The organism is Psychroflexus gondwanensis ACAM 44 (genome assembly GCF_000355905.1).
Lineage (GTDB): Bacteria > Bacteroidota > Bacteroidia > Flavobacteriales > Flavobacteriaceae > Psychroflexus > Psychroflexus gondwanensis.
Genome location: NZ_APLF01000003.1, coordinates 292300 through 317200, shown reverse-complemented (window position 1 = coordinate 317200; position 24901 = coordinate 292300). Strand labels below are relative to the sequence as shown.

Sequence of the window (24901 nt, the reverse complement as noted above, 5' to 3'; positions counted from 1 at the left end):
TTTGTGAACACTTATATTTGAACAAAATTTATCCGATGAAGAAAAACATTGCCGTTGCGATGGGAGGCTATTCCAGTGAAGCTGAAATTTCCTTAAAAAGTGGTGAAGTAGTTTATAAGCACCTTACAAAAAATGAAAATTACAGGGTTTACAGAGCTCAAATCTTAAAAAATGGCTGGACCATAAAAACAGATGTAGGTGAAGAAATCCCTATCGATAAATCCAATTTTTCGGTAACTATACATGGAGAAACGATTCACTTCGACTGTGTATTTAATACGATTCATGGGACACCAGGAGAGGATGGTCTCTTTCAAGGTTATCTACAAACGCTTGAAATTCCACAAACGGCTTGCGACTACTACCAAGCGGCTCTTACTTTTAATAAAAGAGATTGTATTTCTGTGCTTAAAGCTTATGGAATTAAAACTGCAAGAAACGTATACGTCAATAAGGGAGATGATATAGATCCCTCAGCAATAGTGGAGCATGTTGGGTTACCTTGCTTTGTTAAGGCTAACAGAGCAGGAAGTAGCTATGGCATATCAAAAGTGAAACACGAGGATGATATCCTAACCGCTCTAGAACACTCTTTTAAAGAAGATGATGAAGTTATTATTGAGTCTTTTTTGGACGGAATCGAAGTTAGTGTTGGAGTTATCAATATCAAAGGGAACATACTAGCGCTTCCTGTGACAGAGATTATCTCTGAAAATGAATTCTTTGACTTTGAAGCTAAATATTTAGGAAAATCTAAGGAGATCACACCCGCCAATATAAGTGAAGCTCAAACTAAGGACGTAAAAGATCAAGCGGTGAGGATTTTTAAATTATTAAAACTTAAAGGCCTTACCAGATCCGAGTTTATTTTTCATAATAACGAACCTCACTTTTTGGAGTGCAATGCTTGCCCTGGACTAACGGAAGCAAGCATTCTGCCTCAACAAGCTAAAGCAGCGGGAATCTCACTTCAGGAATTATTTACCAATGCTGTTGAAGTTGCTATTGAAAATTTTGAAAGTTAGTTGACTTTTAAGTAATTTACACTAAATTCTAATTATGAAACGTGCCGTTTTTCCAGGATCTTTCGATCCCATTACTATAGGCCACTACGATATCATTATGAGAGGGCTAACCCTTTTTGATGAAATTATACTAGCTGTTGGCGTTAATGCTGAAAAAAAATATATGTTCACACTTCAAAAACGCAAATCTTTTCTTGAAGAGACTTTTAAAGATGAACCCCGAATTAAAGTAGATACTTATAGCGGTCTAACTGTCAACTACTGTAAAGAAATAAATGCTGACTTTATCCTTCGGGGGTTAAGAAATCCCGCTGACTTTGAATTTGAAAAAGCCATTGCTCACACCAATAGGAAACTTGAGAAAATTGAAACTATATTCTTACTCACCTCAAGCGGAAAAAGCTTTATCTCGTCTTCTATCGTTAGAGATATCATTAGAAATAATGGCGATTATTCCGGTTTTGTTCCAGATTCTGTTATCGTCAAATCTTAACTTATGAAACGCATACTACTTACCTTTACACTTTTAATACCTGTTTTAGGGGTATCCCAAACTCATCCAAGTCTTGAATCGTATGGGCCTGTTTATGACATTGAAGATCCAGATTTTAAAGTCGATCTCAATCAAGAATTTAAAGCTGTGTTTGATGTGGCTAGTATATCTGACTCTAAAGAAAATCGAAATCGTAAATTTGAAACTGTAGCTCGGTATTTAAGGCTTCATCAAGCAAAAGAATTAGAAGATAATTCAGTTAAAGCAGCTTTAGTGGTTCATGGCTCTGCGATTTTTGACTTGCTCACTCATGAGGAATATTCAAAACACCACAAGCAGGAAAATCTTCAAAATCCTAATTATGATCTATTAAGTACTCTCACTGAACATAATGTTGAAATTATCCTATGCGGACAAACTTCAAAACACAGATCCATCTCTAAAAATGGGTTACACCCTGATGTCAAAATTGCTTTATCGGCGATGTCTGCACTTATCCAACTTCAAAATGAAGGGTACGCCCTTATTAATTTTTAAAATCAACTCTTATGAAAATACTACTTACTAGTTTACTCCTTTTATGTGCCTTAAATCTATTTTCACAAATGGATAAGCAGCTTTTAAAAGACATTGAATCTATTGAAGATCAAGTCATCGAATGGAGGCATGATTTTCATGAGAATCCTGAATTATCTAACAGAGAATTCGAAACTGCTAAGAAAATCGCTGAACATTTAAAAAGTTTAGGATTGGAAGTACAAACGGAAGTCGCCTATACTGGTGTTGTTGCCACTCTTAAGGGCGATCAACCTGGAAAAGTGGTGGCTTTAAGGGCAGATATAGATGCTTTACCCGTCACAGAACGCAATGACTTACCTTATAAAAGCGAGGTGAAAACCACCTTTTTAGGAACTGAAACTGGGGTGATGCACGCTTGTGGCCACGATACGCATACCGCTATTTTAATGGGAGTTGCTGAAGTCCTTTCAAAAAATAAACATCTGATAAACGGTAGTGTAAAATTTATTTTTCAACCTGCAGAAGAAGGTCCACCACCAGGAGAACAAGGAGGAGCTAAACTGATGATAAAAGAAGGTGTTTTAAAGAATCCTGAAGTAGATGCCATTTTTGGTCTTCATATTAATTCATCCACTCCTGTAGGAACCATACGCTATAAACCTGGAGGAACTATGGCAGCTGTAGAACGTTTTGTTATTCATGTAAAAGGAGAAGGCACTCACGGTTCTGCCCCATGGACAGGCGTAGATCCCATTTTAATCTCTGCAAAAATAATTGATGGTTTACAAACCATCATAAGTCGTGAAGCCAAATTAGTTGACGAGCCTGCGGTAATTACAGTTGGTAAAATCACTTCGGGAACCCGATTCAACATTATACCAGAAACTTCAGAAATGATTGGAACTGTGAGAACATTGGATGCAGATATGAGAACAATGGTCATAAAACGTATGACTGAAATGGTCCCTGCCATCGCTAAGGCTTATGGTGGAGATGCTGAGATTGAGTTCCAAAACAATACGGCAGTGACTTACAATGATTTGGAATTGACAGCCCAAATGTTACCCACTCTTCAAAATATTGCTGGAGATGATAAGGTAGAGCTTATAAAAGCTAGAACAGGCGGAGAGGATTTCTCTTTCTTTCAAGAGGAAATTCCTGGATTTTACTTTTTCCTTGGCGGCATGACTCCTGGGAATCAAACCCCTTATCCGCATCACACTCCAGATTTTAAGGTAGATGATGCTGGTATGCTTTTGGGAGTAAAAACCATGTCACAACTTGCTATCGATTACCTTAATAACTAATCCAAACGTGTTTTAGAAGGCATAGTTAAGTGAAAAGCTACCGAAATAATTTCTAGGCTCGCCGGGATAAAAGTATCTCGGCTCGTTTCCCCCAAATGCTCCAGCATTGGTGACAATGCTTGACGCATATTTTTCGTTGAATGCATTATTGATTCCAAAACTTATCCTTGCTGAAATTTTATCAAATACAGGAAATTTGTATTCTAATTTTACATTAGAAAAAGCATAAGACTCAGCGTATTCTGTATTGGCATCATTCACGGGGATTTCTGATACAGCATTGGTTTGAAAATAAAAATAGAGACGATTATTAATTTGAGCATCCACTCCAAAACTGAATTGTTGTGAAGGAACTCCTGTGAGATCATTTCCAGAAAAAGAGTCGCCTTGATCTTCAAATTCATTGAATTCGTAGAAGTTAAAGCTTCCTGTCACATAAGGTTGAAGCTGAAGCCAAGACCCATAATCTAGATTGGACTTAAAGGAAAACTCAACTCCTGGATGTGAGGTTGAACCTGCGTTGATGCCCACAAATCTATCTTCTGCCACACGTCTGGCTACGAGTAAGTTTTCAACATCCATGTAATACGCATTAACCTCGGTATATAATTTATCCTCAAACCAACGGGCTTTGTAGCCTACTTCATAATTCCATCCCGTTTCTGGCTCGAGATCTGTATTAAAAACGCCCTCTTCCGTTAAACTCTGTTCTACAGTTGGCACAGAAAATCCCCGACTTACAGACGCTGATACTTTTTGATTTTCTGCTAGTGAATAGGTAGTCACTACATTAGGTAACCATACTTGATCGTAGCTATACTCTCCAGTTTGTGAGTTTTGTGAATTAGAGAGCTTATCTTCAATCTCATAATTTGTTTTATTTGTAGCCAGACCTAATTTTAAGTTTAATTTTCTAGAGAGTAAAACATTCAGGGTTGAAAAAGCCTCTATGTATTGCCGATTCTGATCCAAATCTGATAGTATAGTTCCCTGTAAATAACCTTGACCATTGTTGTCTCGGTATCTATTTTCGAAAGTTGAAACTTCATAATCATCTCTTAAAAATTCACCTCCTAGAGTTAACTGAGCTGAATTACCAAGTAAAGCAAACTCAAACTCACTGGTATGTCTAATCCCTATTCCAACATTATTATTTTCCAAAACATCAAAAGGCCTAGGTTCAAACGCCTCTCTAAAGTTGGTAAAAACCGATGTGTTTTGTGTGATATTTGAAGCTAATTCTGTCGTTAAGTTAACGCCAAAAATACCACGTGTATAAGACTCGAAGCCTTGAGCCTGTCCCCACGTAAACGCTGCCTGAGTAGGATCTTCCTCAAAACTGGATCTACTTAAAGAACTAGGTATAAACCCCTTTAATTGAATGACTTGACCCACAAATTGAAGTCTGGAATGCGTACTAAGTTGTGCTTCAGAGTTTAGAAAATAAGACTCTCGCTGGTAGTTGCTATTGTCTCTAAATCCACCAGCACTGAGGTTGTTATAGGTTAAGTTGATTTTCTTATTTCCATCCGAAAGATTGATAGAATAGTTTTGTTTTAAAAGATCGAAGCTTCCCACTAAAAATTCAGACTCTAGATAGTTTTTATCTTTTAAGACTGATTTTAGCTGAATAACCCCGCCTAATCCTGCTCCAAATTCAGTGGCTTGTGGTCCTTTAATCACTTTCACTTCAGAAATGGTCGTAAGATCTATATCGTGCAAAATAGAGGTTCCATTAGCGGTGCTCAAGGGAATATTATTGTAATAAAGCTTAAGCCGGTTGGTTTCAAATTGGGCCCTTGCTCCTATACCCCGTATATTAATTTTGGTGGTATTGATTCCTCCTTGCTGCATGTACACTCCAGGAATTTTATTAAGAATTGGAGTGATTGTCGTTTGGTTGGACTGTAATAACTCTTCTTGATTAAGCAAAGACACATTGGCGTCTTGCTGGTAATCCCTCTCCATTTCAACCGAAGTCTTCAATTTAACTTCCTGTAGAGAGGTGGTATCTTTTTGAGTTTGTGAAAAAATTATTCCTGAATATAAAAATAGGATGATGGTAAGATATCTCAAGTGTGTTTTTTTTTAGCCCCAAAAGTAGTTATATAGATGAAAATTTATTCTAAAGAAATACTAATGTTGACATATTGTCTCTTATTGAGTGTCGTTCTCCTCATTTTCAGCTTAAGCGATTCCAAAGCCATCAATTCTGAAGTCAATCGAATCAAAGTTTAGCCTTTCTTATAAAAGGTCTGGTGGCGACTCCACCTCCACTTTCTTAGAGGTAATAGACTTTGATGAATCTTAGAAAAAAGCGGGTTTACTTATGGCATGAATTTGAATACGCCAGTTATTTTTAAATCAATCACATTCAAAACCAATTTTTGTAAAAAAACAACCCCTAGGATGTCTTAAAAATAATGACCAGAAAATTGTTATCTTTAAATGTCACTATTTTTAGGGTTAACATTGTACCACATTACCCAAATGACTTCCATTCTCTAAATACTTTCCTTTTAAATAAACCACATTAAAAAATCATTCCGTATTCCTAATGGTTGGGAATACGGAATGATTTTTGTACATTTGCTTCAATATTAAATAAGTTAATTGAGGTTCTATGACAGAATTAACATATACAGTTAATAATATAGCAGTAATACAAAAATTTATCGATGAAACCAAGAAAAGAATTTCGGATGGTGTTGATATAACCTTTACGGGAAAAGCAAGTTCTGAATTGGGAGATTTAGTGCTTGAATTCGATATTGATGCTACTGATATTGAGTCTGCAGTTATGGATTTAACAACAGATAATTATTACAGAGGAATTGACCCGTCAGGAAGAGCTGATTTTAACGTGTGTGCATTTTGTACATCTGTAGGAGAGGATACTGTGGAGATTTATTTAAAGTACGGACTGGAAGTCAAGGGGTTACAGATATTACTTTTTTCGAATCACATACCTAACTATCCAATGACTCAACCTTTTAAAAACTAATATTATGGAAGCTAAAAAAGTATTAACAAGAGAAAATAAGCCTACTAGTGAACTATATAATTCTATTGAGAAAACATTTAAAGGAATAAAACTAGAATATACTGAAGTGTATTATTTAGATTATGAAGTAAATGAGGATACTGGTAAAATTAATAAAACCAAAAAGGTAAAATATTATACTAAAAATCAAATAGACCGCAATATGAAAGCACTCAAAAATGCTTATCTTATTGCAAAAGGAGCGGCTTCACCAAGTGAAATAATTAGTTTTAGGAAAAGGTATAGAATCCCTGCATCTACATTTAGTATTGTATTAGGTTTTAGTAAAAACACTATTTCTAATATTGAAAATGAGGGAATTACTTCTTTATCTAGTGGTAGATTAATAAAGATGTGTTTGAATAATAAAGATATTATATATCAATACATTCAATTATGTGACTCTATTGATGATGATAAAAAAGAGGAACTTTCCAAAAGACTAATGGAAGAAAGTATATAAAATAACTAGCCATAACAACTAAGCATATGGCGTGCCGATAGGCCAACACTTCGACAGGCCTGCCAAGGCAATACAAACAGGCTCAGTGGAGTCCGCTATATGATTTGTTGACTGATCCGGGATTGCTGGTAAGGGGGAATTCGATGAGTTGGCAGGAACCTTACAAGAGGAGAAGGTCTTTTTTAGAGTGCTTTGCATCCCTTTTTATTCAGTTGGTTATCTAAATTAAGGTGCTTTTTAGGTAGATCAATCCTTTTTTTGTGTGAGAATCTGCTGTTTTTTATCATATTTCTTCAGTTTGGGCACTGGTAAGTCAAGGCTCTTTTTAGAACCGTTTTTTTTTTAATGTTTGCATTCCAGTTTATCCTTTATAATTTTTTTGTAATCCTTTGGAGGACCGCGACTGTCAAAGGTAAAAAGTGTGATCAAGGTTTCCTTTTTACAACTCGGACAACAGCGATGTAAGGATTTCTGTTGAGTAGCAAAGGTTACAATGTGTGCCAAGTTTTTATCTCTTAATTGAAGTTGTAATAGCGGTAACTTTTCTTTTTTCCAACTGCTACTCAAAAATCCATAATGCCTTATTCGAGTAAAGCCTTTGGAAAGAATATGGAGTTGAAAACGCCTTATAAACTCCTTAGTGTAGGGTAATAGTGTGGTTTTTTGCTTCCCTTTTCTATAGTCTTTTAAACTAAATGTAATCCTCCTTTTTTCTTTATCAATCGACAAGATATGGTGGTTATTTATCGCTATTTTATTTGCCTCGTTACAAATTTAAATTGCTTTTAAGTGATAATTTGTAACGGGTTGAATGTACCTACCTAAATATTCAATCACATGTTCTGGTTTTCCAAAAGGAGGTTTGGCATATACCACCCACTCTTTTTTGAACAACTTATCATATAAAGATTGTGGTAATTGGGGAAGTGCCTTTCGTAATTTCTACAACAAAATAGCCTACAGAAAAGGAAGGGCTGTTTCTACTACTGCAAGAAAATTAGCCACTAAACTTTGGAATATGCTCTACAAAAGACAACATTATAATCCTCTTACTGTTTATGGTTATCTTGACCAAAAAAGAAAGAGAAATGTCATAGAACTTCAAAAACAAATTGCTAATATAGATGCAAGAATGAGTGACATTAAGCTTGCCTGAATACCTGTAAAAACAAGGTGTGAACAAAACGCTACTCAAAATACAAAAAACTGCGTAAGTCATATTTTGTACATATATTTGTACTTTATTAAATACAATATTATGCAAATAACAACTGTTTCTGATTTTAGAAAAGATATTAAGACCTACTTAGACCGAGTTGTAAAGAACTACGAGACTTTAATTATAAATCGCGGAAAAGATTCTGGAATTGTAGTTATGTCTCTGCAAGAATATAATTCTTTAATGGCTACAAATCACGAATTGTCATCTCGAAAGAATGAATTAAGACTAGATTCTGCAATTGACAAGCTAAAGAACGGATTGACTTTCAACAAAGACTTAATCGAAAATTAAATGAAGTTTATATTTGTGGATGAGTCTTGGGAGGACTATTTGTACTGGCAAAAAACAGATAAAAAAAAGCTGAAGAAAATAAATGAACTCCTGAAAGACATCTCTCGCACTCCTTTTGACGGAATAGGAAAGCCTGAACCTTTAAAACATAAATACGCAGGATTTTGGTCAAGACGAACTGATAGTGAACATAGACTGATTTACCAATATGAAGAAGGAGAAATATTAATTGCGAAATGTAGATTTCATTACGACTGAAAAAAGTACTTCAGGCAACAACTAAGAATATGGAGTGCCGATAGATAGGCCAACACTTCGACAGGCAGGCCCAGTGGAGTCCGCTATATGATTTGTTGACTGATTCGGGATTGCTGGTAAAGGGGAATTCGATGAGTTGGCAAGAACCTTACAACAGGAGAAGGTTGATTTTAGAGTGGTTTTATCCCTTTTTATTCAGTTGGTTATCTTAAGGAGTTGCTTTTAAGGGTGATTGCTTTTTATTGTGTTTTCCTTCTATCTATCTAGGTATAACGGAAATTTTCAACTTTATAACCAATGGTGAACCAATGGTGAACCAATGGTGAACCAATGGTTTTGCAACTGGCGATATGCCAACTGTCCTTGGGTTAATGCATCCTAAAATCGAATGGAAAAAAGCTGAAAATAATTCGCTTGCAGATGGCAATCCCTACTTTGGTCCTGATGCAATTTTAAAAGGGGTGTTTGCCCGTCTTAGAACGCTTCACGTATAAGTTTAGAGCGTTGTTTACTAGGTGATTTATCCGGTATCGGTAGTTATTTGCACGAATTTTTTCAAGTAGGTTAATGAAGCACCTTAGCCGTTTATTTATAACTTAAAATATCGTTGCCCCAACTAGGGTATGTGAATATGGTGCTCTTAAGGTCCTCCATGTTCATGCCTGCTTTTATGGCTATTGCAAACATATTAATTTGGTCACTTGCCGCTGCTCCCATGATGTGAGCACCCAGAATTGCTTCTGTTTCTTTTTCTAGAATGATTTTATACTGGTAACCGTCACTTTTAATACGGCGGACATTAAACCAGTTGCTTGCATCATTTTCTAAAACCGTGATTTTGTGACCTTGCTGTAATGCTTGTTTTTCGGTAAGACCTATCGTTGCGAGTTGCGGTATCGTAAAAACAGCGCTAGGAATTGAAGGTAATTGTAGTTCTTCTTTTTTCCCTAAAATATTATTTGCAACTATGGTTGCCTGTAAACCGCTTAGCGGTGTTAAGGGCAAGCCCATAGACGACACATCGCCGCAGGCATAGATGTGCGGTTGTGAAATACTTTGCATAAACTCGTTAACCACAACACCTGTTTTAGATGTGACTACGCCTGCAAGTTCTAGCTTTAACGATTTAACTGCCGGTATACGACCAGAGGTATTAAAGACCTCACTTGCGGTTACCTGATGTATGCCGTCTTCTTTACCATAATTAACGACATAACGACCATTTATCGTTTCTACGGACGATGCTCGTGCGTTAAGAATAATATCAACGCCCAAGTCTTCGGTTATTTTTTGTAATTTTAATGTGACAGATTCTTCAAAATTCTTTAAAATGCGATTGCCTGTTTCTATAATGGCCACCTTAGAGCCAGCTCTAGCGAGCATGTGGCCAAATTCTAAGGCTATGTAACCGCCTCCTATAAAAACCACCTTTTCTGGTGCTTTTAGCAGTTTAAAAAAATCGTCATATTCCTTTAGAAACGCGGCACCAGGAATAGTTAAGGGTCGCGTAATTAAACCCGTAGCAATTACAAAGGTTTTTGCGTATATATCGGTTTTGTTTAGGGTAACCGTGTGCGGGTTTTTAAAAATAGCCTCACCGCGGTAACAGGCAATGCCGTCATCCTGCAGCTGTTTCTCTGTTTTTGCAGGGATACCTTGTGTGTATTTCTTTGCATACTGGTGTATTTGTCCAAAATCTAGCACCGGCATAGTTGCGATTCCGTAACCATGCAGTTTGCTGGCATGCTCGTAAGCCTCTATGGGTGCGAGCATGATTTTTTTAGGGTCGCAGCCTCGCTGCGAGCAGGTTCCCCCATATTCTCGAGTATCTATAATAGCGACTGCTAGCCCAGCCTGCGCGCAATTTCTCGCAACTACCTTACCTGCGATACCGGTTCCGAACACAAAAACATCATATTTTTTCATAATTTTAAAGCTACATAAAGTTATGGTTATAAACTGTGAAAGAAATCTCAAAACTTATATGTAACAGACTGTGCGACTTATCATTGTAACTCTATTTTAAGAACAACAACTACATTGGGTTACTCACTCATTAATGAAGCAAATAAAAACTCCAGCGCTATGGCTGGCTTGAGAGGTAGATTAATTATCTCCGAGATTTCACCGTTTATTAAAGCATGCTTTTAATGTTAATACTTTTAAGACCATAAAAAATCACTAAGTTTATACTAACAATAAAATGGGGATATCACAACTTGTTGAATTATCCTTACGTTGTGCCACATTTAAAAAAAATTATTGCATTTATTTAAGGATAATTAGAATAAAAAATATATTTTGATATCATTAACTCAGATAAATATAGCATGAAAGCAATAACAAAATTAATGTCCGTTTTCTTCATAAGTATAGCTTTATTTGCTTGCAGTAATGAAGAAAAATCATCTGAAGATGAAAACTTAAATTTCAAATTAGAATCACCAAACGGTAATATATTGGCTAAATCAACAGAACAATTGAAAGAAATTATAATTAATAATTCTAATATTATTAATATAAATGATTTGACTATAAGCAATGTAAGATATAATGAAAATGAAACAGGTTCGTTTGCAATAGTAGATTTTTTAAATAAAGATTCAAATAGCTCGATGTTCGTGCCACTATTAGTGAATGAAAATTATTCACTTTTTATAGATAATGATAATATATATTTAAATAAATTAGATAAGAAATCTTCAATTGAAAATATTGATGAGTCTAAAATTTTAAACATTAAGAGCCAAACATTAAATGCTGACTTATCTTCAAGAGTATCTTATGTATGTAATGGTAGTTGTTGTGGATGGTCTCAACCTGGACCTGACCATTACAATTGTGGATGTCCGGATGCAAGTTTGATTTTAACTACTAGCGATGGTTGTCAAATACAAGTACTTTTAAAAAAAAATTATTAGTCGTTTAATAGTTCTTAAAATTCTATTTATGAAAATCATTTCAGATTTTTGTGAATGGAATTTTTTTAATTTATTAGTAATTGAAATCAAATCTATAATTGTTAAAAAAAACGTGGCACAATAACTAAGCATATGGCGTGCCGATAGCCCAACGCTATATGATTTGTTGACTGATCCGGTATTTTTAAATAACGGGTAATTCGATGAGTTGGCAAGAACCTTACAAGAGGATAAGGTAGTTTTTAGAGTGCTTTGCATACCTTTTTATTCAGTTGGTTATCTAAAGGATGTCCTTTTTGGGGAGATTGCATTTTGTTATAATTTCTTCTACCTATCTAGGTAAAATGGGAAATTTAAACTTGATAACCTACGGTTAAACCAACAGTGAAACCAAAGGTTTTTTTTTGCAAACCTGTTAATCTCCTAATCCAAGGTGATTGTAGAGCAATTTGAAACCATTAATCAACTAATGATTTTCCTATTATAGTAGCCATAAAACAGAATTTTAATAGGTGTTTGGTGGCTATTCTTTGAGCATTTATAATAGAATGTACTTTACTATTGTGATTTAAGATTTGTGTTAATAACCCTCCAGATTTCACCGTTTATTAAAGCATGCTTTTAATGTTAATACTTTTAAGACCATAAAAAAATCACTAAGTTTATACCATCAATAAAATAAGTATAACACAACTTGTTGAATTATCCTTACGTTGGTGGCAAGTTTAACATTATGCCTGTATTCAAACAGTTATAAAATATATTTTTAATCAGTAGTGTCCGGTAAAAAAAAGAGAAGCCACGAATGACTTCTCCTTAGAAATCGTAATTTGGAGTTGCAAAACAATAAATACGATGGCTAAAAGTAATTATTTTTCGGGTAAATCTGTTTTCGGACAGCTGATTTCTTTAATTGATGATAAAACAATAAAAGAAGAGGTCAAGAAGTGTGATTCTGACCGATATGTAAAGAAGTTTATGACCAGGGACCACTTGATAAGTATGTTGTTCTGTTCCTTTGCCAAGTGTAATTCATTAAGGGAGGTTTCTGGAGCAATGCTTGGTCTCTCTGGTAAGACAGCACATTTTAAACTAAACCATATTCCAAAAAGGAGCACTCTTTCTGATGCAAATAAAACCAGAAAGGTCGAATTTTTTGAAAATATATATCATAGAATGTTGGAGCAATATGGTAAGGTTTTATCGGACAGCCGGATTAAAGAAGTTTTAGATAAACAGGTGAAAATTGTGGATAGCAGCACAATTAGCCTTTTCAAGGACATTTTAAAATGTGTAGGGAGAACCCCAAAAGATGGCAAAAGGAAAGGTGGGATCAAAGTACATTCTGTTATAAATGCGGATGAAACAGTGCCCAACCTAGTATGGTTCAGCCCTGCGGCAACACACGATCATAATTTCCTGGAAAAGCTCAAATGTGATGATAATAGCATTTATGTATTTGACAAAGGGTACAATGATTATAAGGCTTTTGAGAATTTTACAGATCACGGGACAGTGTTTGTGACCAGAATAAAGAATAATGCAGATTACAAAGAAATTGAGGCACTAGCAGTGGAAGATTTTATACACAGCGGGGTCCTACAGGATGATATTATAGAGGTTGTGGTAAAGGGAAAGGATAGTGATAGAACACTTAAGTTGAGGAAGGTGAGGTTTTATGATAGGAAAAACAAACGGGAATTTGAATTCCTAACAAATCTATTCGAGCTCAGGGCCGATTTGATTGCTGCCCTCTATAAAATAAGGTGGCAGATAGAGACCTTGTTCAAACAGTTAAAACAGAACTTCCCTTTGAAATATTTTTTAGGGGATAATGAAAACGCTATTAAAATACAGATATACTGTGTATTGATAGTCAACTTATTGATCACTGTGATAAAGAAGAAACTAAAAAGGAGCTGGTCATTTTCAAACCTTGTCAGCTTTTGTAAGATTCATCTTTTTAACTATATAAACCTGATGAGTTTTTTAGAAAACCCAGAAAAAGATTGGATTATAACGAAAACTGAAAGTGAACAATTATCCTTTTTTTGATACCTTATTTTCAAAATTATGAGATCCAGAAACTCATATGACTGATTATCAAATAAATACAAATGGTAAATCCTGGAAATTAGTTTTTACCGGACATTAATGATTTTTAATATTAATACAACAAATTATTTAGAATGAAGAAAACATTTTTAATCTCATTTATTCTTATAAGTGCATTTAACTATGCACAAAACAGCATCCAAGGAAAAATAATTGATGCCGAAACCAAATTAGAGCTACCTTATGTCAATATTGGAATACCAAAAACTAATATTGGCACTGTTTCTAATAAAGATGGATATTTTAATCTTCGTTTAAATAAAAATGTAAAACCGAATGATAGTTTGCAATTTTCATTTATTGGTTATGAATCAAAATTGATAAAGATTTCATCTTTTTCAAATAGTAAGGTTAAGATTGAAATGACACCACATATTGACCAATTATCAGAAGTTGTTTTATCTAGTAAAAAGCCAAAAAGGAAAATATTAGGAAGAAACCACAAAGGAACTGGAACTATGTGGTACAATTTCTATATAGCGGGAGAAAAACAAGATGACAGATTAGGGAAAGAAGTTGGTATGAGATTTAACTTAAAAGGAGATTATCGTGTTAACAGTTTAAATTTTTATATAGGACAGAATGAATATAATTCAATAAAGTTTAGATTGAATGTATACCGAATAGAAAATAATGAACCTCTTGAATTATTAAACGATAAAAATATTATTTTTGATGTGGAAAATATTCAATCAGATTGGTTTAAAGTTGATTTAAGACGTTATGATATTTATTTAAAAGAAGAGTTAGGAAGTTTTGCCGTTACTATTCAGTGGTTGGAAAGTAAAAAGAAAACTACCCAAAGTAAGTTTTTTTCAATCCCAGGTAGTATAAATCCATTAGATACACAGTATTACAGAGAAAAAGGAATGTCTCAATGGAAATCTGCTAATAGAAATTTAAGTTTTTATTTAGAAGTTGACCGTTATTAGTATAATATTTGGAAAAAATGTTAATAATTGAATTAACAAATAAGCTAACAACTAAAAACCAGCCACCAACATCGGTTAAGCGCAAATAGCGGGCATTTGAGTAAAAAGTATTATTTTAGACACCAAGTAACAAACAACAAAGCCGAAAAGAACGCGTCCCTACTCCACGCTACTTGCCTTAACCAAGACCGTTGTGCGCCAGCTAAAAAAAACCAATGAAAATACAAATAAATAAAGGAGAAATTAAGAGGATAATAGAAAGTTTTAAAAAAGAAAACGAAGATTTAGGTAAGATTATCTATCCTATTTTGGAAAAGTATGAGCTTGAAAAAAAGGAGGTTTTAGAAATTTGCCAAATTGGAAAATTTGTTCATAAAATTGACACTAACATTCGGATAACGGATAAACCAAAACCACCAAGTCCTGACTTCATAATCGAATACAAAAATGAATTAATTGGACTCGAACATACCCAGGTTTTAACTGAAGATGCGAGTAGATATTTTAAAATAAAAACATTATTAGCTTACGCAGAAAAGGAATTTGAAAAAAAATATCCAAACACAAATGTTTACGCACAGATTTCGATACAAAATGACGAACTGAATTATAAGCAGAGCGAAAAGGCACAATTAGCCGAAGAAATAGTTGATATGGTTCATTCAAAACTACAGGAAATGGAATTTGATTTACCAGAATATATTACTCAAATAAAAACAAGTAAACATTCAAAAGTTTCATTCAGTTATAAAGAGGAAAATTGGCAGGCAGGATATTTAAGCAAAGAAAGATTACAAGAAGAAGTTTTAAAAAAAGAACATAAATTATTACGAATGAAAAAGTACTTATTATATACAGCTTTGATTTTAAGTGCTGTTACATTAATTTCAAATATTGTTGAATTCGATTTTAATAATTTAAATAATAATTCTTTTGCACCTCTAATATCGAGTTTCTTTTTTTCTGTAGTTTTTATAATTTTGATAAGAGATAAAAAAAATCAAATAGAAAAAGAAAATAATCATTAAAAAAACAACGAAATGCCAACAAGGTACTGTGGCGAAAAACAAGTAAAAATCTCATTAATTTTTAACTAGAGTACTCTTATATTCTTTATTATATATCAACCCTGACTTTGAAATTGCAAAGGCTTGTTTTAAGAGCTTATTACATACCATAACTAATGCTAATTTCTTACTCTTTCCTTTTGCTACTATCCGCTCGTAAAGATCTCTACAAGCCTTGTTGTACCTGCCTGCTGGCAGGCAGGTTTACAAGCATTAAAACTGCACATAAATAATAAATTACGAAGTTTTTGATTGTCTATTTTACTTATTCGAGGTCGTCTTTTTACACTGCTAACACTTTGCCTAATGACTGGTGTTAGATCTGCGTAACTACATAATTCTGCTGCACTTGTGAACCGATCAAAACCAACAGTGAAACCAAAGGTTTTTTTTTGCAAACCTGTCGTTCTTCTAATGCAAGTTGATTAATTAGCCGTTGAAGGCCTTTGATTAGCTATATAATGGTACTATAATATGTATTTGAAGGTTATTCTTTAAGTATTTTATTAGAAATCAAACTTTAGAAGTATATAATTTATTTCTAGCTTTAGCTTGCTTACGAATCCAGAAGTGTCGAAACTGCTGGGATTTTCTATCTGTGATTTGTTTACTAAATTAGTTGCTTAAACACGCAATAAACTATATACCAAACATTACCTGCAAGCACAAAACAGCCTCTAGAATTAATAATAAACAAATATGAAAAATTCAATTAAATTGTTAGCCATTCTATTTCTAATCATATCATTTATTTCGTGTAAAACAGGACCTGAAAAAAAAATCAACTCAGGAAAGAGAATATACTCCTATTGACAAAAAAATATTTGAAGAAATAAAAGCAATGGATAAAGTGTTCTTTGACGCATATAACAACTGTGATTTGGAAAAACAGGCTTTGATTTACTCTGATAATATTGAGTTTTTTCACGATAAAGGAGGTTTAATGACCTCCAAAAAAGAAATTATTGAAGGAACGAAACGGAATATTTGCGGGAAAGTTACTAGAGAACTAATAGATGGAAGTCTTGAAGTTTATCCAATTAATAATTATGGTGCAGTACAAATAGGATATCATAAATTTTATAATAACCAAGAACCTAATACTGAATCAATACCAAGTAAATTTATTACAATGTGGCATAATGATAATGGGGATTGGAAAATGGCTAAAGTTATAAGTTTGCATTAAATGCAATAAGCTGAAATCTGAATAAAGCCACCAGGTACTAAAAAACTGAAGTAAAAAACAAATCTTTTCTACTTTAATTTGGAACACTAGTAGTCTAGGATCATGGATTCATAAAACTGATTCTTTGAGCTTTTTTAATTGATTTTTTCTATTTATTTAGGCAACCCAGAAACCTTCGACTTCATAGCCAACGATAATACCAACGTGTTTTTACTCCTATACCCCGAATGTTAATTTTGGTGGTATTGATCCCTCCTTGTTGCATGTAAACCTCAGGAATTTTATTAAGAATTGAAGTGATTGTCGTTTGGTTGGACTGTCATAACTCTTCTTGATTAAGCAAAGACACATTTGCATCTTGCTCGTAATCCCCCTCCGTTTCAACCGAAGTCTTCAATTTAACTTCCTTTAGAGAAGTTGTATCTTTTTGAGTTTGTGAAAAAATTATTCCTGAATATAAAAATATGATGATGGTAAGAGGTCTCAAGTGTGTATTTTTAACCTAAAAATAATTATATAAATGAAAGTTTATTCTAAAGACATACTAATGTTCAAATATGGTCTCTTATTGAGTGTCGTTCTACTCATTTTCAGCTGTAGCGATTCCAAGCCGGTCAATTCTGAAGCAACCGAATCGAATTTTAGCCTTGCTTATGAAAGGTCTGGTGGCGACTCCACCTCCACTTACCAAGAAGTAATAGACTTTTACGAATCTTTAGCAGGGAAAGATGATCGGGTAAGTATAGAGTCCATTTATGAAACCGACAGTGGCGAGCCGCTTCACTTGGTAAGTTTCAAGCCAAAAGATGTCCAAGAAAATCCTTTGAAGGTCTTGATTAATAATGGCATTCACCCTGGTGAGTCTGACGGTATTGATGCAACTATGCTCCTATTTAAGGAGTTTTCAAATAATGTGTCCACCTTGCCAACCACTATAGAAATTTATACCATTCCCATTTACAATGTAGGAGGCGCCCTCAATAGAAATTCCAATTCAAGGACCAATCAAAATGGCCCTAAAGCCCACGGGTTTCGTGGTAATGCTAAAAACTACGATTTGAACCGGGACTTTATAAAGTCGGATACCAAAAACAGTAAAGCTTTCTACAGTATTTTCCATCAAGTGAATCCTGATGTTTTTGTCGATACACACGTGAGTAATGGTGCAGATTACCAGTATACATTAACTCATCTTTTCACTCAACACAACAAGTTGGGAGGTGCTCTTGGGCGACATCTCGAAAATGAATTTATTCCAAAGGTCGAGGCTGGTCTTAAAGCTGAGGATTGGGATATTACGCCCTATGTCAACGTATCCAATACAAGTCCAGAAAGAGGATTTTCGCAATTCAACGATAGTCCAAGGTATTCTACTGGCTACACCACTTTATGGAACACCTTAGGTCTAATGATCGAAACTCACATGCTAAAACCTTATAAGCAAAGAGTGGAAGGGACTTTGGAGATGCTTAAAACGCTTGTGAATGTGTCTCATCAACAAAAAGAAAGTATACAATTGGCCAGAGATGAAAATTTTAAAGCATTTGCTAATGCTCAAGTATACCCCATTAACTTTGAAGTAGATTCTTCAAAAACCAGCACATACAATTTTTTAGGTTACGAAGTTGAAAGCTCAACCAGTGAAGTCACTAAGCTGCCTAGAATCAAATTCAGAAGAGATCAACCTTTTGAAAGAGAAGTGACTTATTATAATTATTTTAAGCAAAGTGATTCCATTTTAATTCCTGAAGCCTATATTATCCCCAAACAGTGGAGTAAAGTGATAGAGCTTTTGAAATGGAACAACATAAGCTATGAGCGTTTTGCGGAGGATACCATAGTAAGCGTTGAAAAATATAGGATTATAGATTATAAGACACGTACTTCTGCCTATGAAGGCCATTATCTACATTCTGAGACTAAAGTAGAAGCTGAAAGTATTGACAAAACGTATCAACAAGGCGATGTTTTGGTAAAAACCAATCAACCAGGGATACGCTATATCATTGAAACTTTAGAACCGGCGGCTGTAGATTCGTTTTTCAATTGGAATTTCTTTGATATTATCTTGCAACAAAAAGAAGGCTTTTCGCCTTATGTGTTTGAAGATTTAGCTGTTGAAATTTTGGAAAACAACCCCAAGCTCCAAGCTGAGTTTGAAAATAAGCAAAATACAGATTCCGAATTTGCAAACAATTGGTATCAACAATTGGATTGGATCCACAAACATTCAAAATATTATGAAAAAGCGCATTTAACTTATCCTATCGTTAGGGTGCTGAAGTAAGTATTCTTTCGGGAATAACAATTTGATGTTGGCATAAGATTTTAAAAGAGCTTTTTGGGATTTTTCAAAATTTTTCCACTTAGCTTTTTTGATGCCCTCGGAAGCTTCAGGTATAAGTTCCCCCTCGAAGTCGGTTTTCATCTCATACCAATGAGTCTCTTTCAACTTATATTTTCCCTTACGATTGATGATATGATAGGTGGTTTGCAAAAATCTAACAATCTCCAAGCCTTGTACTTGAGTTTCTTCTTCGACTTCCCGGATAGCAGTTTCCTCGATATTCTCACCCTTTTCGGCCTTTCCCTTAGGCAAATCCCACTTTTTATTGCGATAAATAAATAAAATTTCTTTTTTAGAATTATAGACCAAACCACCTCCAGCAACAATTACTTTCAATTTCTTCTTAAGATGCTTTAAAAGCTTATGCTCTTTCTTATGGTAAAGGTTGATATAGTGGAGTTCTCCAGTTTCAACCTTATGGATAAGCTTTTTGATTTTAGCCTTTTTAATGTTTATATTAATATAGTGTGAACCTGTATTTTCTTGAGTAGATAATATTATTGGCACGTCATTCACGAAAACTTTATACATTTGTAAACATGATTTTAAATGAAAGCACAGCACATAAGACCGCAGAACTATTGCTGCAAATTAACGCAATAAAATTAAACCCACAAGAACCTTTTATTTGGGCAAGTGGTTTGAAATCGCCTATATATTGCGATAATCGAATTATTCTATCCTATCCTCCTATCAGAAATTTTATCGTTTCTGAATTGGCAAAGCCCATAGAAACCATTTTCGGCAAACCCGATGTCATTGCGGGTGTTGCGACTGGTGCCATAGGAATTGGTGCTATTATAGCGAATTATCTAGGCTTACCATTTGTATATGTAAGGCCTGAGCCCAAAAAACACGGTAGAAAAAATCAAATTGAAGGTAAATTGGATCCGCATGCCAATGTGGTGGTTATTGAAGATCTCATTAGCACAGGCAAAAGTAGTTTGAACGCTATAAAAGCTTTAAAAGAGGAAGGTCAAGCCCATATTAAAGGGATGATGGCTATCTTTTCTTATGGGTTTGATGAAGCAGAAGCCAGATTTAAAGAAGAACGTATCGACGTTTACACGCTTGGTAATTATGATATCCTACTTGAAGAAGCTTACAAAACCAATTATCTAAATAAAGAAGAACTTGAATTATTAAAAACCTGGCGAAAAGATCCCGCCAATTGGAACCTATAAACCATGCATCTAGAAAGCGAAAAAGTAAGTATTGCTAAAAGTCAGAAAGAGACTTTTGAATTTTTGAAAAATGTAGAAAACTTTAAAAAATTAATGCCTGAAAGTATTGAAAAATTTGAAATGCTTTCAACCGATAGCTTCCTTTTTCAACTTAAAGGAATGCCCACCATAAAATTAAAACTAGAGAAGACAGAGCCAAATCACCTGGTGCTTTTGACTGCTGCAAGTGATAAACTCCCTTTCACCTTAAGGGGAGAAATTGAAGAAGTAAACGAAAGAGAATCTTCAGTTCAACTTATTTTTGAAGGTGAGTTCAATAGCATGATGGCTATGATGATTAAAAATCCTATCAAAAAATTCATTACCACCTTAAGCGAAAATCTTAAAGACATTTAAACTTTAAAATGTTACTTATTATAGAGCCTTGAGCTATTAATCTGTACATTTATTATTAAATAAATACTAGCTATAATTAAAATATTGACCTAAATTTAAGCTGTAATCATATTCTTTATGGAGAAAGAAAGACTAGAGGCACTTTACAGTTATAATATACTAGATTCTGTAAAGGACAAAAGCTTTGATAGGCTAGTAGAAATAGCTGCTAAGGTTTGTGACTGTTCCTTCGCTCACATCGCTTTTATTGAAAAAGATAGACTTTGGATTAAAGCTAACTTCAATTTTGAAGCCAAAGATATTTCAAGACATAATTCATTTTGTGATATTACCATCAAAAATCCTGAGGTTTTAAACATCATCCCTGATGTTTCCAAAAATAAAGACCCAAAAAATAAAGCTACTATATTAAATAATCCTGATGTAAAATTTTACGCAGGTAAGGCTATTTTAGATCATAATGGGTATGCACTTGGTACATTAAGTGTATTTGACTCAAAGCCGAAAGAGCTCACTGAAGCTCAAAAAGACATTCTTGAGAAATTATCTCAAGAGGTTATGGATAAAATAATCTCCCACAAAAAACAGGTCGAATTAATAAAACTGAATGAAAGTATTTCTGACGGGAAATACCGTTTTCAAACCCTTTTAAACAATACGGGGGATATGGTTTTCCTTCTGGATGCTGAGCTAAAATTTTTAGAGTTTTACGGCAAGGAAGATAATCTTTTACTAAATAAACAAACGTTTATTGGTAAAAGAATAGATGATATTGACCTTGATCACCAACTGGTGAGTCGATTAAAACTAGCGGTTGAGACCAGCAAACAATACAATTCAAGCATTCCTGTTGAATATAATTTATTTGCCAATAATTCTCTAAAATGGTTCAATATGAATGTGACCGTTGTGCAGCGTAAGAACTCAGAAACAGAGGTTTTATGCGTTATACGAGAGGTTACAGACCGAAAAAATGCAGAGAAAGAATTAAGACTGATCAATACTTTATTTAGCGAAGCAGAAAGCTTAGCACGAATTGGAGGTTGGCATTATGATGTCAAGAAAGAAAAGTTATTCTGGACCCCTTACCTTAAAGAAATCGCTGAAATTGAAAGTCATGAACAGCCAGACCTAGAAGGAGCTCTCTCCTTCTTTAAAAGCGGAGAAAGTGCTGAACGCATGGCCGAAAGAGTCCAAGATTGCATTCATTACCATACTTCTTACACTGGAGAGTTTGAAGCACTTACTGCAAAAGAAAGATCTATATGGGCTTTAGTCAATATAAAGCCAGAGATAATTGACGGAGTATGCGTAGGAGTGTATGGGTCTTTTCAAGATATAACCGATGTAAAAAATACCAAAGAAAAGCTCAAGAAAGAAAGAAGTAGACTTAATAATATAATTAACGCTACTAATCTTGGTACTTGGGAGTGGAATGTGCAAACAGGAGAAGCTCTATTTAACAATAGGTTTGTAGAGATGCTTGGGTATACCCCTCACGAAATCTCTCTTAACAATTCTATAGATGTATGGAATAAAGCTACTCATCCAGATGATTTAACTAAGAGTAATAAAGCTTTAGAAGAGCATTTTGATGGTAAAAGTGATTTCTATAAAATGGATTTGCGCTTAAAGCACAAATTAGGACATTGGATTTGGGTGCTCGATAAAGGAAGAGTAATTTCATGGACTGAAGACGGCAAACCAGAATGGATGTTTGGAACACATCATGATATAACGGATAAAAAGGTTTTAGAAAAAGACCTTAAACAAAATGTCCAACAGTTTAAAAATATTTTTGAATTGTCTCCAGTAGGTATAGTGATTACAGACTTCGAAAGTGGTAAATTTCTGGATGTCAATAGAGCAATGCAACAGATGATTGGTTATGCCGAATATGAAATTCTAGGCATGAAAATCTGGTCTATAACACAAGAAATGGAAGTTGTTAAAAAAGATCGCCAAGCCATTCAAAATTTGAAGGACTTAAAAAAGATAGGCCCTTTAGAAAAAGTTCTTAGAACTAAATCTGGAGAATTAATAACCGTAATGATCAATGGCCTTATCCATTTTGATAAGAATGGAAATAGGATTGTCATTTCAACTTTACAAGACATTACAGAACAAAAACGCTTTGAGAAAAAACTTGAGAAGTCTAAAGTTGAAGCTGTAAAGGCGAGTCAGGCCAAATCTGAGTTTGTTGCCAATATGAGTCATGAAATTAGAACACCCTTAAATGGCGTTATTGGTTTTTCTGACCTTTTGATGAAAACTCCTTTAAATGAGGTACAGCATCAATACATGAAAACAGTGTTCCAATCTGCAAATACACTCTTGGACTTGATCAACGATGTTTTGGATTTTTCAAAAATTGAATCTGGAAAGCTTCAGCTGGATACAGAAAAAACTAGCTTAACTAAACTAGTCAACGAAGTAGTGGATCTTACTAAGTACGATGCTCATAAAAAAGGCCTTGAATTCGTTTTAGTTATAGAAGATAAGGTTCCAGATTATATTTGGATAGACGGGGTTAGGGTTAAACAAATCCTGATGAATTTGATAAATAATGCTATTAAATTCACCCATAGTGGTTATGTGAAACTCAAGGTGCACTTCAAAAACAATGCTAATCACTTAACGAGTATTACCTTCTCTGTAGAAGATACAGGCATTGGGATTGCAAAAGGAAATCAAAAAAAGATTTTTAATGCCTTTATACAAGAAGACGCTTCTGTTACCAAGAAATATGGCGGGACAGGTCTAGGCTTATCGATATCTGGACAGATTTTAGGCTTGATGAACAGCAAATTGAAACTAAGGAGCAAGCTTGGAATAGGGAGTGAATTCTATTTTGATGTATCGGTTAAGTCAGAAAATAAGGATAAAGTCAGACTACCTCTGCCTAAAGACATAAATAGAGTCCTTGTTATTGGTGATGTAAATGAACATTTTGAATCTATAGAAGATTACCTGAAGCCATTTAACATTCAGACTGAAAATGCAGAAGATCTAGACCATGCTTCTCAGAAAATGATGGACTATTCCCCTCAAATCATATTTATAAATCACATGGTTTCGGGAGTAAGTAGCTCCGATATAATCTCGAAATTAAAAACTCATAAAGCTTCAAAATCTGTGCGTTTCGTTTTACTGAAAAGTTCCAATGCAGAAGAAGAAGGTATTGATTATCAAGCTTTGGGTTTTAACCAATGTATTAATAAACCCATAAAACGAAAATCTTTATTCAATGCTATCAGAAAAATCGATAACCCCGAGGTTATTGATAAACAGATAAGCAAAGTAGATATCAGTTTTGATAAAGAGACTCGCCTTAAATTTTTAATCGCGGAAGATAATTTAATCAATATGGAATTGATTAAATCCTATCTTAAAAATATATATTATAATGTAAAGATTTACGAAGCTGAAGATGGCCAAGTTGCCTTAAATTTATTTAAGACTCATCAACCAGATTTTGTTTTTTCAGATATACAGATGCCAAATATGAATGGCTACGAACTTACGAAAGCCATCAGAAAGGATAAAAATGGTAAACAGGTGCCTATTATTGCTATAACGGCAGGAACGGTAAAAGGAACTAAAGAAAAATGTTTAGAATCTGGTATGGACGATTATATTTCAAAACCCATCCTTCAAGAATCTATAAAAAATATCATTTACGAATACTCCCCAAAGATTCAAAAACAAAAAACCGAGAAGCTCATTACTAAATCCCCTTTAAAAGATTCTGAAAAGGTAAATTCAACCTCTTTTAATAAAGACTATTTAATGGAAGCTATTGGTCATAAAGAAGAGTTTTATAACGAGTTGATTAAATTGGCAATTGAAACCCTGTCTGAAGATCTAGCAGAATTAAAAGCTATCCATTCTCAAAAAGATGAAAAACGACTAAAACAACTAGCTCATAAGGTTAAAGGAACTGCACTTAATCTAGGGGTTGGGAATTTATCGGAGTGTGCATTGAATGTCGAAAAATCAACTTTTCCCAAGGCCTCAAACATTTCTGAGGGATGTGATAGGCTTTCTGATGAAATTAAAAATTTACTCGATACTTTAACTGTATCCTCCTCCTAAAACGTACACATTTACAATAATAGGCTCAAGGAAC

At 34.2% G+C, this 24901-nt stretch carries 23 protein-coding genes and 2 pseudogenes; 19 read left to right on the top strand and 6 right to left on the bottom strand.

Going from position 1 to position 24901, the window contains the following annotated elements; genetic code table 11:
* Window positions 1-35 precede the first annotated feature (35 nt).
* The 4 genes from PGOND44_RS03580 to PGOND44_RS03565 are packed head-to-tail and all read left to right on the top strand — an operon-like array spanning window position 36 to window position 3344.
* Window positions 36-1025 carry a D-alanine--D-alanine ligase gene (locus tag PGOND44_RS03580; RefSeq protein WP_003436768.1) on the top strand — a complete coding sequence of 330 codons (990 nt, stop codon included), beginning with the start codon at window positions 36-38 and terminating at the stop codon, window positions 1023-1025.
* Between the two features lie 34 nt (window positions 1026-1059).
* On the top strand, window positions 1060-1518 hold the full coding sequence (gene coaD, locus PGOND44_RS03575) for a pantetheine-phosphate adenylyltransferase (protein WP_003436766.1): 459 nt from the start codon (window positions 1060-1062) through the stop codon (window positions 1516-1518).
* A gap of 3 nt (window positions 1519-1521) precedes the next feature.
* Window positions 1522-2055, top strand: coding sequence for a DsrE family protein (locus tag PGOND44_RS03570; protein WP_003436765.1), 534 nt, complete (start codon window positions 1522-1524; stop codon window positions 2053-2055).
* A gap of 11 nt (window positions 2056-2066) precedes the next feature.
* Entirely contained in the window at window positions 2067-3344 is a 1278-nt protein-coding gene (locus PGOND44_RS03565) for an amidohydrolase (protein ID WP_003436764.1), read from the top strand.
* A gap of 12 nt (window positions 3345-3356) precedes the next feature.
* Here PGOND44_RS03565 and PGOND44_RS03560 read toward each other — a convergent pair whose 3' ends face one another.
* Window positions 3357-5420 carry a TonB-dependent receptor family protein gene (locus PGOND44_RS03560; RefSeq protein WP_003436763.1) on the bottom strand — a complete coding sequence of 688 codons (2064 nt, stop codon included), beginning with the start codon at window positions 5418-5420 and terminating at the stop codon, window positions 3357-3359.
* Between the two features lie 547 nt (window positions 5421-5967).
* Between PGOND44_RS03560 and PGOND44_RS03555 the strand changes: the two genes are divergently transcribed.
* Both PGOND44_RS03555 and PGOND44_RS03550 read left to right on the top strand, forming a co-directional pair.
* Window positions 5968-6348, top strand: a complete 381-nt coding sequence (locus tag PGOND44_RS03555; protein WP_003436762.1) for a hypothetical protein — start codon at window positions 5968-5970, stop codon at window positions 6346-6348.
* Between the two features lie 4 nt (window positions 6349-6352).
* Complete coding sequence (locus tag PGOND44_RS03550; RefSeq protein WP_003436761.1) at window positions 6353-6850, top strand: hypothetical protein; 498 nt, start codon at window positions 6353-6355, stop codon at window positions 6848-6850.
* A gap of 342 nt (window positions 6851-7192) precedes the next feature.
* On the opposite strand, the pseudogene PGOND44_RS15760 reads toward PGOND44_RS03550, so the two are convergent.
* Window positions 7193-7744, bottom strand: a pseudogene (locus PGOND44_RS15760) (transposase); the annotation flags it as partial.
* Between PGOND44_RS15760 and PGOND44_RS15810 the strand changes: the two are divergent.
* From PGOND44_RS15810 to PGOND44_RS03530, 4 genes are all read left to right on the top strand, one after another.
* Window positions 7662-8006, top strand: a complete 345-nt coding sequence (locus tag PGOND44_RS15810) for a hypothetical protein (RefSeq protein WP_040555737.1) — start codon at window positions 7662-7664, stop codon at window positions 8004-8006. The pseudogene PGOND44_RS15760 and the gene PGOND44_RS15810 overlap by 83 nt on opposite strands.
* A gap of 102 nt (window positions 8007-8108) precedes the next feature.
* Window positions 8109-8363: a type II toxin-antitoxin system Phd/YefM family antitoxin gene (locus tag PGOND44_RS03540; protein ID WP_003436760.1), complete on the top strand. Its 255-nt coding sequence runs from the start codon at window positions 8109-8111 to the stop codon at window positions 8361-8363.
* Entirely contained in the window at window positions 8364-8621 is a 258-nt protein-coding gene (locus PGOND44_RS03535; RefSeq protein ID WP_003436759.1) for a Txe/YoeB family addiction module toxin, read from the top strand. It abuts the gene before it with no gap.
* Between the two features lie 350 nt (window positions 8622-8971).
* A complete protein-coding gene (locus tag PGOND44_RS03530; protein WP_003436758.1) occupies window positions 8972-9115 on the top strand; it encodes a hypothetical protein in 144 nt (47 codons plus the stop codon).
* Between the two features lie 91 nt (window positions 9116-9206).
* Here the strand turns inward: PGOND44_RS03530 and PGOND44_RS03525 are convergent, their stop codons facing one another.
* Window positions 9207-10547, bottom strand: a complete 1341-nt coding sequence (locus PGOND44_RS03525; protein ID WP_003436754.1) for a dihydrolipoyl dehydrogenase family protein — start codon at window positions 10545-10547, stop codon at window positions 9207-9209.
* A 404-nt stretch (window positions 10548-10951) separates the two neighbouring features.
* Here PGOND44_RS03525 and PGOND44_RS03520 point away from each other — a divergent pair, with 404 nt between their 5' ends.
* The 4 genes from PGOND44_RS03520 to PGOND44_RS03505 all read left to right on the top strand — a co-directional run bounded on the left by PGOND44_RS03520 (window position 10952) and on the right by PGOND44_RS03505 (window position 15617).
* On the top strand, window positions 10952-11542 hold the full coding sequence (locus PGOND44_RS03520; protein ID WP_003436753.1) for a hypothetical protein: 591 nt from the start codon (window positions 10952-10954) through the stop codon (window positions 11540-11542).
* Between the two features lie 855 nt (window positions 11543-12397).
* Window positions 12398-13597 (top strand): IS4 family transposase, encoded by a 1200-nt coding sequence (locus tag PGOND44_RS03515; protein ID WP_003436752.1) that lies wholly within the window; start codon window positions 12398-12400, stop codon window positions 13595-13597.
* A gap of 134 nt (window positions 13598-13731) precedes the next feature.
* Window positions 13732-14589, top strand: coding sequence for a carboxypeptidase-like regulatory domain-containing protein (locus PGOND44_RS03510; protein WP_003436751.1), 858 nt, complete (start codon window positions 13732-13734; stop codon window positions 14587-14589).
* 215 nt (window positions 14590-14804) lie between these two features.
* Window positions 14805-15617, top strand: coding sequence for a hypothetical protein (locus PGOND44_RS03505; protein WP_003436750.1), 813 nt, complete (start codon window positions 14805-14807; stop codon window positions 15615-15617).
* A 54-nt stretch (window positions 15618-15671) separates the two neighbouring features.
* On the opposite strand, the pseudogene PGOND44_RS15205 reads toward PGOND44_RS03505, so the two are convergent.
* Window positions 15672-16030 (bottom strand): annotated as a pseudogene (locus PGOND44_RS15205) (transposase); the annotation flags it as partial.
* Between the two features lie 467 nt (window positions 16031-16497).
* Here PGOND44_RS15205 and PGOND44_RS03500 point away from each other — a divergent pair.
* A complete protein-coding gene (locus PGOND44_RS03500) occupies window positions 16498-16845 on the top strand; it encodes a nuclear transport factor 2 family protein (RefSeq protein WP_003436748.1) in 348 nt (115 codons plus the stop codon).
* Between the two features lie 319 nt (window positions 16846-17164).
* On the opposite strand, the gene PGOND44_RS15750 is transcribed toward PGOND44_RS03500, so the two are convergent.
* Entirely contained in the window at window positions 17165-17332 is a 168-nt protein-coding gene (locus tag PGOND44_RS15750) for a hypothetical protein (protein ID WP_201764728.1), read from the bottom strand.
* A 33-nt stretch (window positions 17333-17365) separates the two neighbouring features.
* On the opposite strand from PGOND44_RS15750, the gene PGOND44_RS03495 reads away from it, so the two are divergent.
* Window positions 17366-19132: a M14 family metallopeptidase gene (locus PGOND44_RS03495; protein WP_003436745.1), complete on the top strand. Its 1767-nt coding sequence runs from the start codon at window positions 17366-17368 to the stop codon at window positions 19130-19132.
* Here PGOND44_RS03495 and PGOND44_RS03490 read toward each other — a convergent pair.
* A complete protein-coding gene (locus PGOND44_RS03490) occupies window positions 19100-19723 on the bottom strand; it encodes an NUDIX hydrolase (RefSeq protein WP_003436740.1) in 624 nt (207 codons plus the stop codon). The two genes, PGOND44_RS03495 and PGOND44_RS03490, sit on opposite strands and share 33 nt — an antisense overlap.
* 8 nt (window positions 19724-19731) lie before the next feature.
* Between PGOND44_RS03490 and pyrE the strand changes: the two genes are divergently transcribed.
* The 3 genes from pyrE (at window position 19732) to PGOND44_RS03475 (ending at window position 24867) form a co-directional block, all read left to right on the top strand.
* Entirely contained in the window at window positions 19732-20376 is a 645-nt protein-coding gene (gene pyrE, locus PGOND44_RS03485) for an orotate phosphoribosyltransferase (RefSeq protein ID WP_003436729.1), read from the top strand.
* 3 nt (window positions 20377-20379) lie between these two features.
* Complete coding sequence (locus PGOND44_RS03480) at window positions 20380-20772, top strand: hypothetical protein (protein WP_003436726.1); 393 nt, start codon at window positions 20380-20382, stop codon at window positions 20770-20772.
* Window positions 20773-20889: 117 nt separating this feature from the next.
* Window positions 20890-24867: a PAS domain S-box protein gene (locus PGOND44_RS03475; RefSeq protein WP_003436723.1), complete on the top strand. Its 3978-nt coding sequence runs from the start codon at window positions 20890-20892 to the stop codon at window positions 24865-24867.
* Window positions 24868-24901 lie beyond the last annotated feature (34 nt).

Bases quoted from the DNA above. Each gene is read 5' to 3' on its own strand.
- PGOND44_RS03580 (WP_003436768.1), top strand. From the start codon at position 36: ATGAAGAAAAACATTGCCGTTGCGATGGGAGGCTATTCCAGTGAAGCT.
- coaD (WP_003436766.1), top strand. From the start codon at position 1,060: ATGAAACGTGCCGTTTTTCCAGGATCTTTCGATCCCATTACTATAGGC.
- PGOND44_RS03570 (WP_003436765.1), top strand. From the start codon at position 1,522: ATGAAACGCATACTACTTACCTTTACACTTTTAATACCTGTTTTAGGG.
- PGOND44_RS03565 (WP_003436764.1), top strand. From the start codon at position 2,067: ATGAAAATACTACTTACTAGTTTACTCCTTTTATGTGCCTTAAATCTA.
- PGOND44_RS03555 (WP_003436762.1), top strand. From the start codon at position 5,968: ATGACAGAATTAACATATACAGTTAATAATATAGCAGTAATACAAAAA.
- PGOND44_RS03550 (WP_003436761.1), top strand. From the start codon at position 6,353: ATGGAAGCTAAAAAAGTATTAACAAGAGAAAATAAGCCTACTAGTGAA.
- PGOND44_RS15810 (WP_040555737.1), top strand. From the start codon at position 7,662: ATGTACCTACCTAAATATTCAATCACATGTTCTGGTTTTCCAAAAGGA.
- PGOND44_RS03540 (WP_003436760.1), top strand. From the start codon at position 8,109: ATGCAAATAACAACTGTTTCTGATTTTAGAAAAGATATTAAGACCTAC.
- PGOND44_RS03535 (WP_003436759.1), top strand. From the start codon at position 8,364: ATGAAGTTTATATTTGTGGATGAGTCTTGGGAGGACTATTTGTACTGG.
- PGOND44_RS03530 (WP_003436758.1), top strand. From the start codon at position 8,972: ATGCCAACTGTCCTTGGGTTAATGCATCCTAAAATCGAATGGAAAAAA.
- PGOND44_RS03525 (WP_003436754.1), bottom strand. From the start codon at position 10,547: ATGAAAAAATATGATGTTTTTGTGTTCGGAACCGGTATCGCAGGTAAG.
- PGOND44_RS03520 (WP_003436753.1), top strand. From the start codon at position 10,952: ATGAAAGCAATAACAAAATTAATGTCCGTTTTCTTCATAAGTATAGCT.
- PGOND44_RS03515 (WP_003436752.1), top strand. From the start codon at position 12,398: ATGGCTAAAAGTAATTATTTTTCGGGTAAATCTGTTTTCGGACAGCTG.
- PGOND44_RS03510 (WP_003436751.1), top strand. From the start codon at position 13,732: ATGAAGAAAACATTTTTAATCTCATTTATTCTTATAAGTGCATTTAAC.
- PGOND44_RS03505 (WP_003436750.1), top strand. From the start codon at position 14,805: ATGAAAATACAAATAAATAAAGGAGAAATTAAGAGGATAATAGAAAGT.
- PGOND44_RS03500 (WP_003436748.1), top strand. From the start codon at position 16,498: ATGGATAAAGTGTTCTTTGACGCATATAACAACTGTGATTTGGAAAAA.
- PGOND44_RS03495 (WP_003436745.1), top strand. From the start codon at position 17,366: ATGAAAGTTTATTCTAAAGACATACTAATGTTCAAATATGGTCTCTTA.
- PGOND44_RS03490 (WP_003436740.1), bottom strand. From the start codon at position 19,723: ATGTATAAAGTTTTCGTGAATGACGTGCCAATAATATTATCTACTCAA.
- pyrE (WP_003436729.1), top strand. From the start codon at position 19,732: ATGATTTTAAATGAAAGCACAGCACATAAGACCGCAGAACTATTGCTG.
- PGOND44_RS03480 (WP_003436726.1), top strand. From the start codon at position 20,380: ATGCATCTAGAAAGCGAAAAAGTAAGTATTGCTAAAAGTCAGAAAGAG.
- PGOND44_RS03475 (WP_003436723.1), top strand. From the start codon at position 20,890: ATGGAGAAAGAAAGACTAGAGGCACTTTACAGTTATAATATACTAGAT.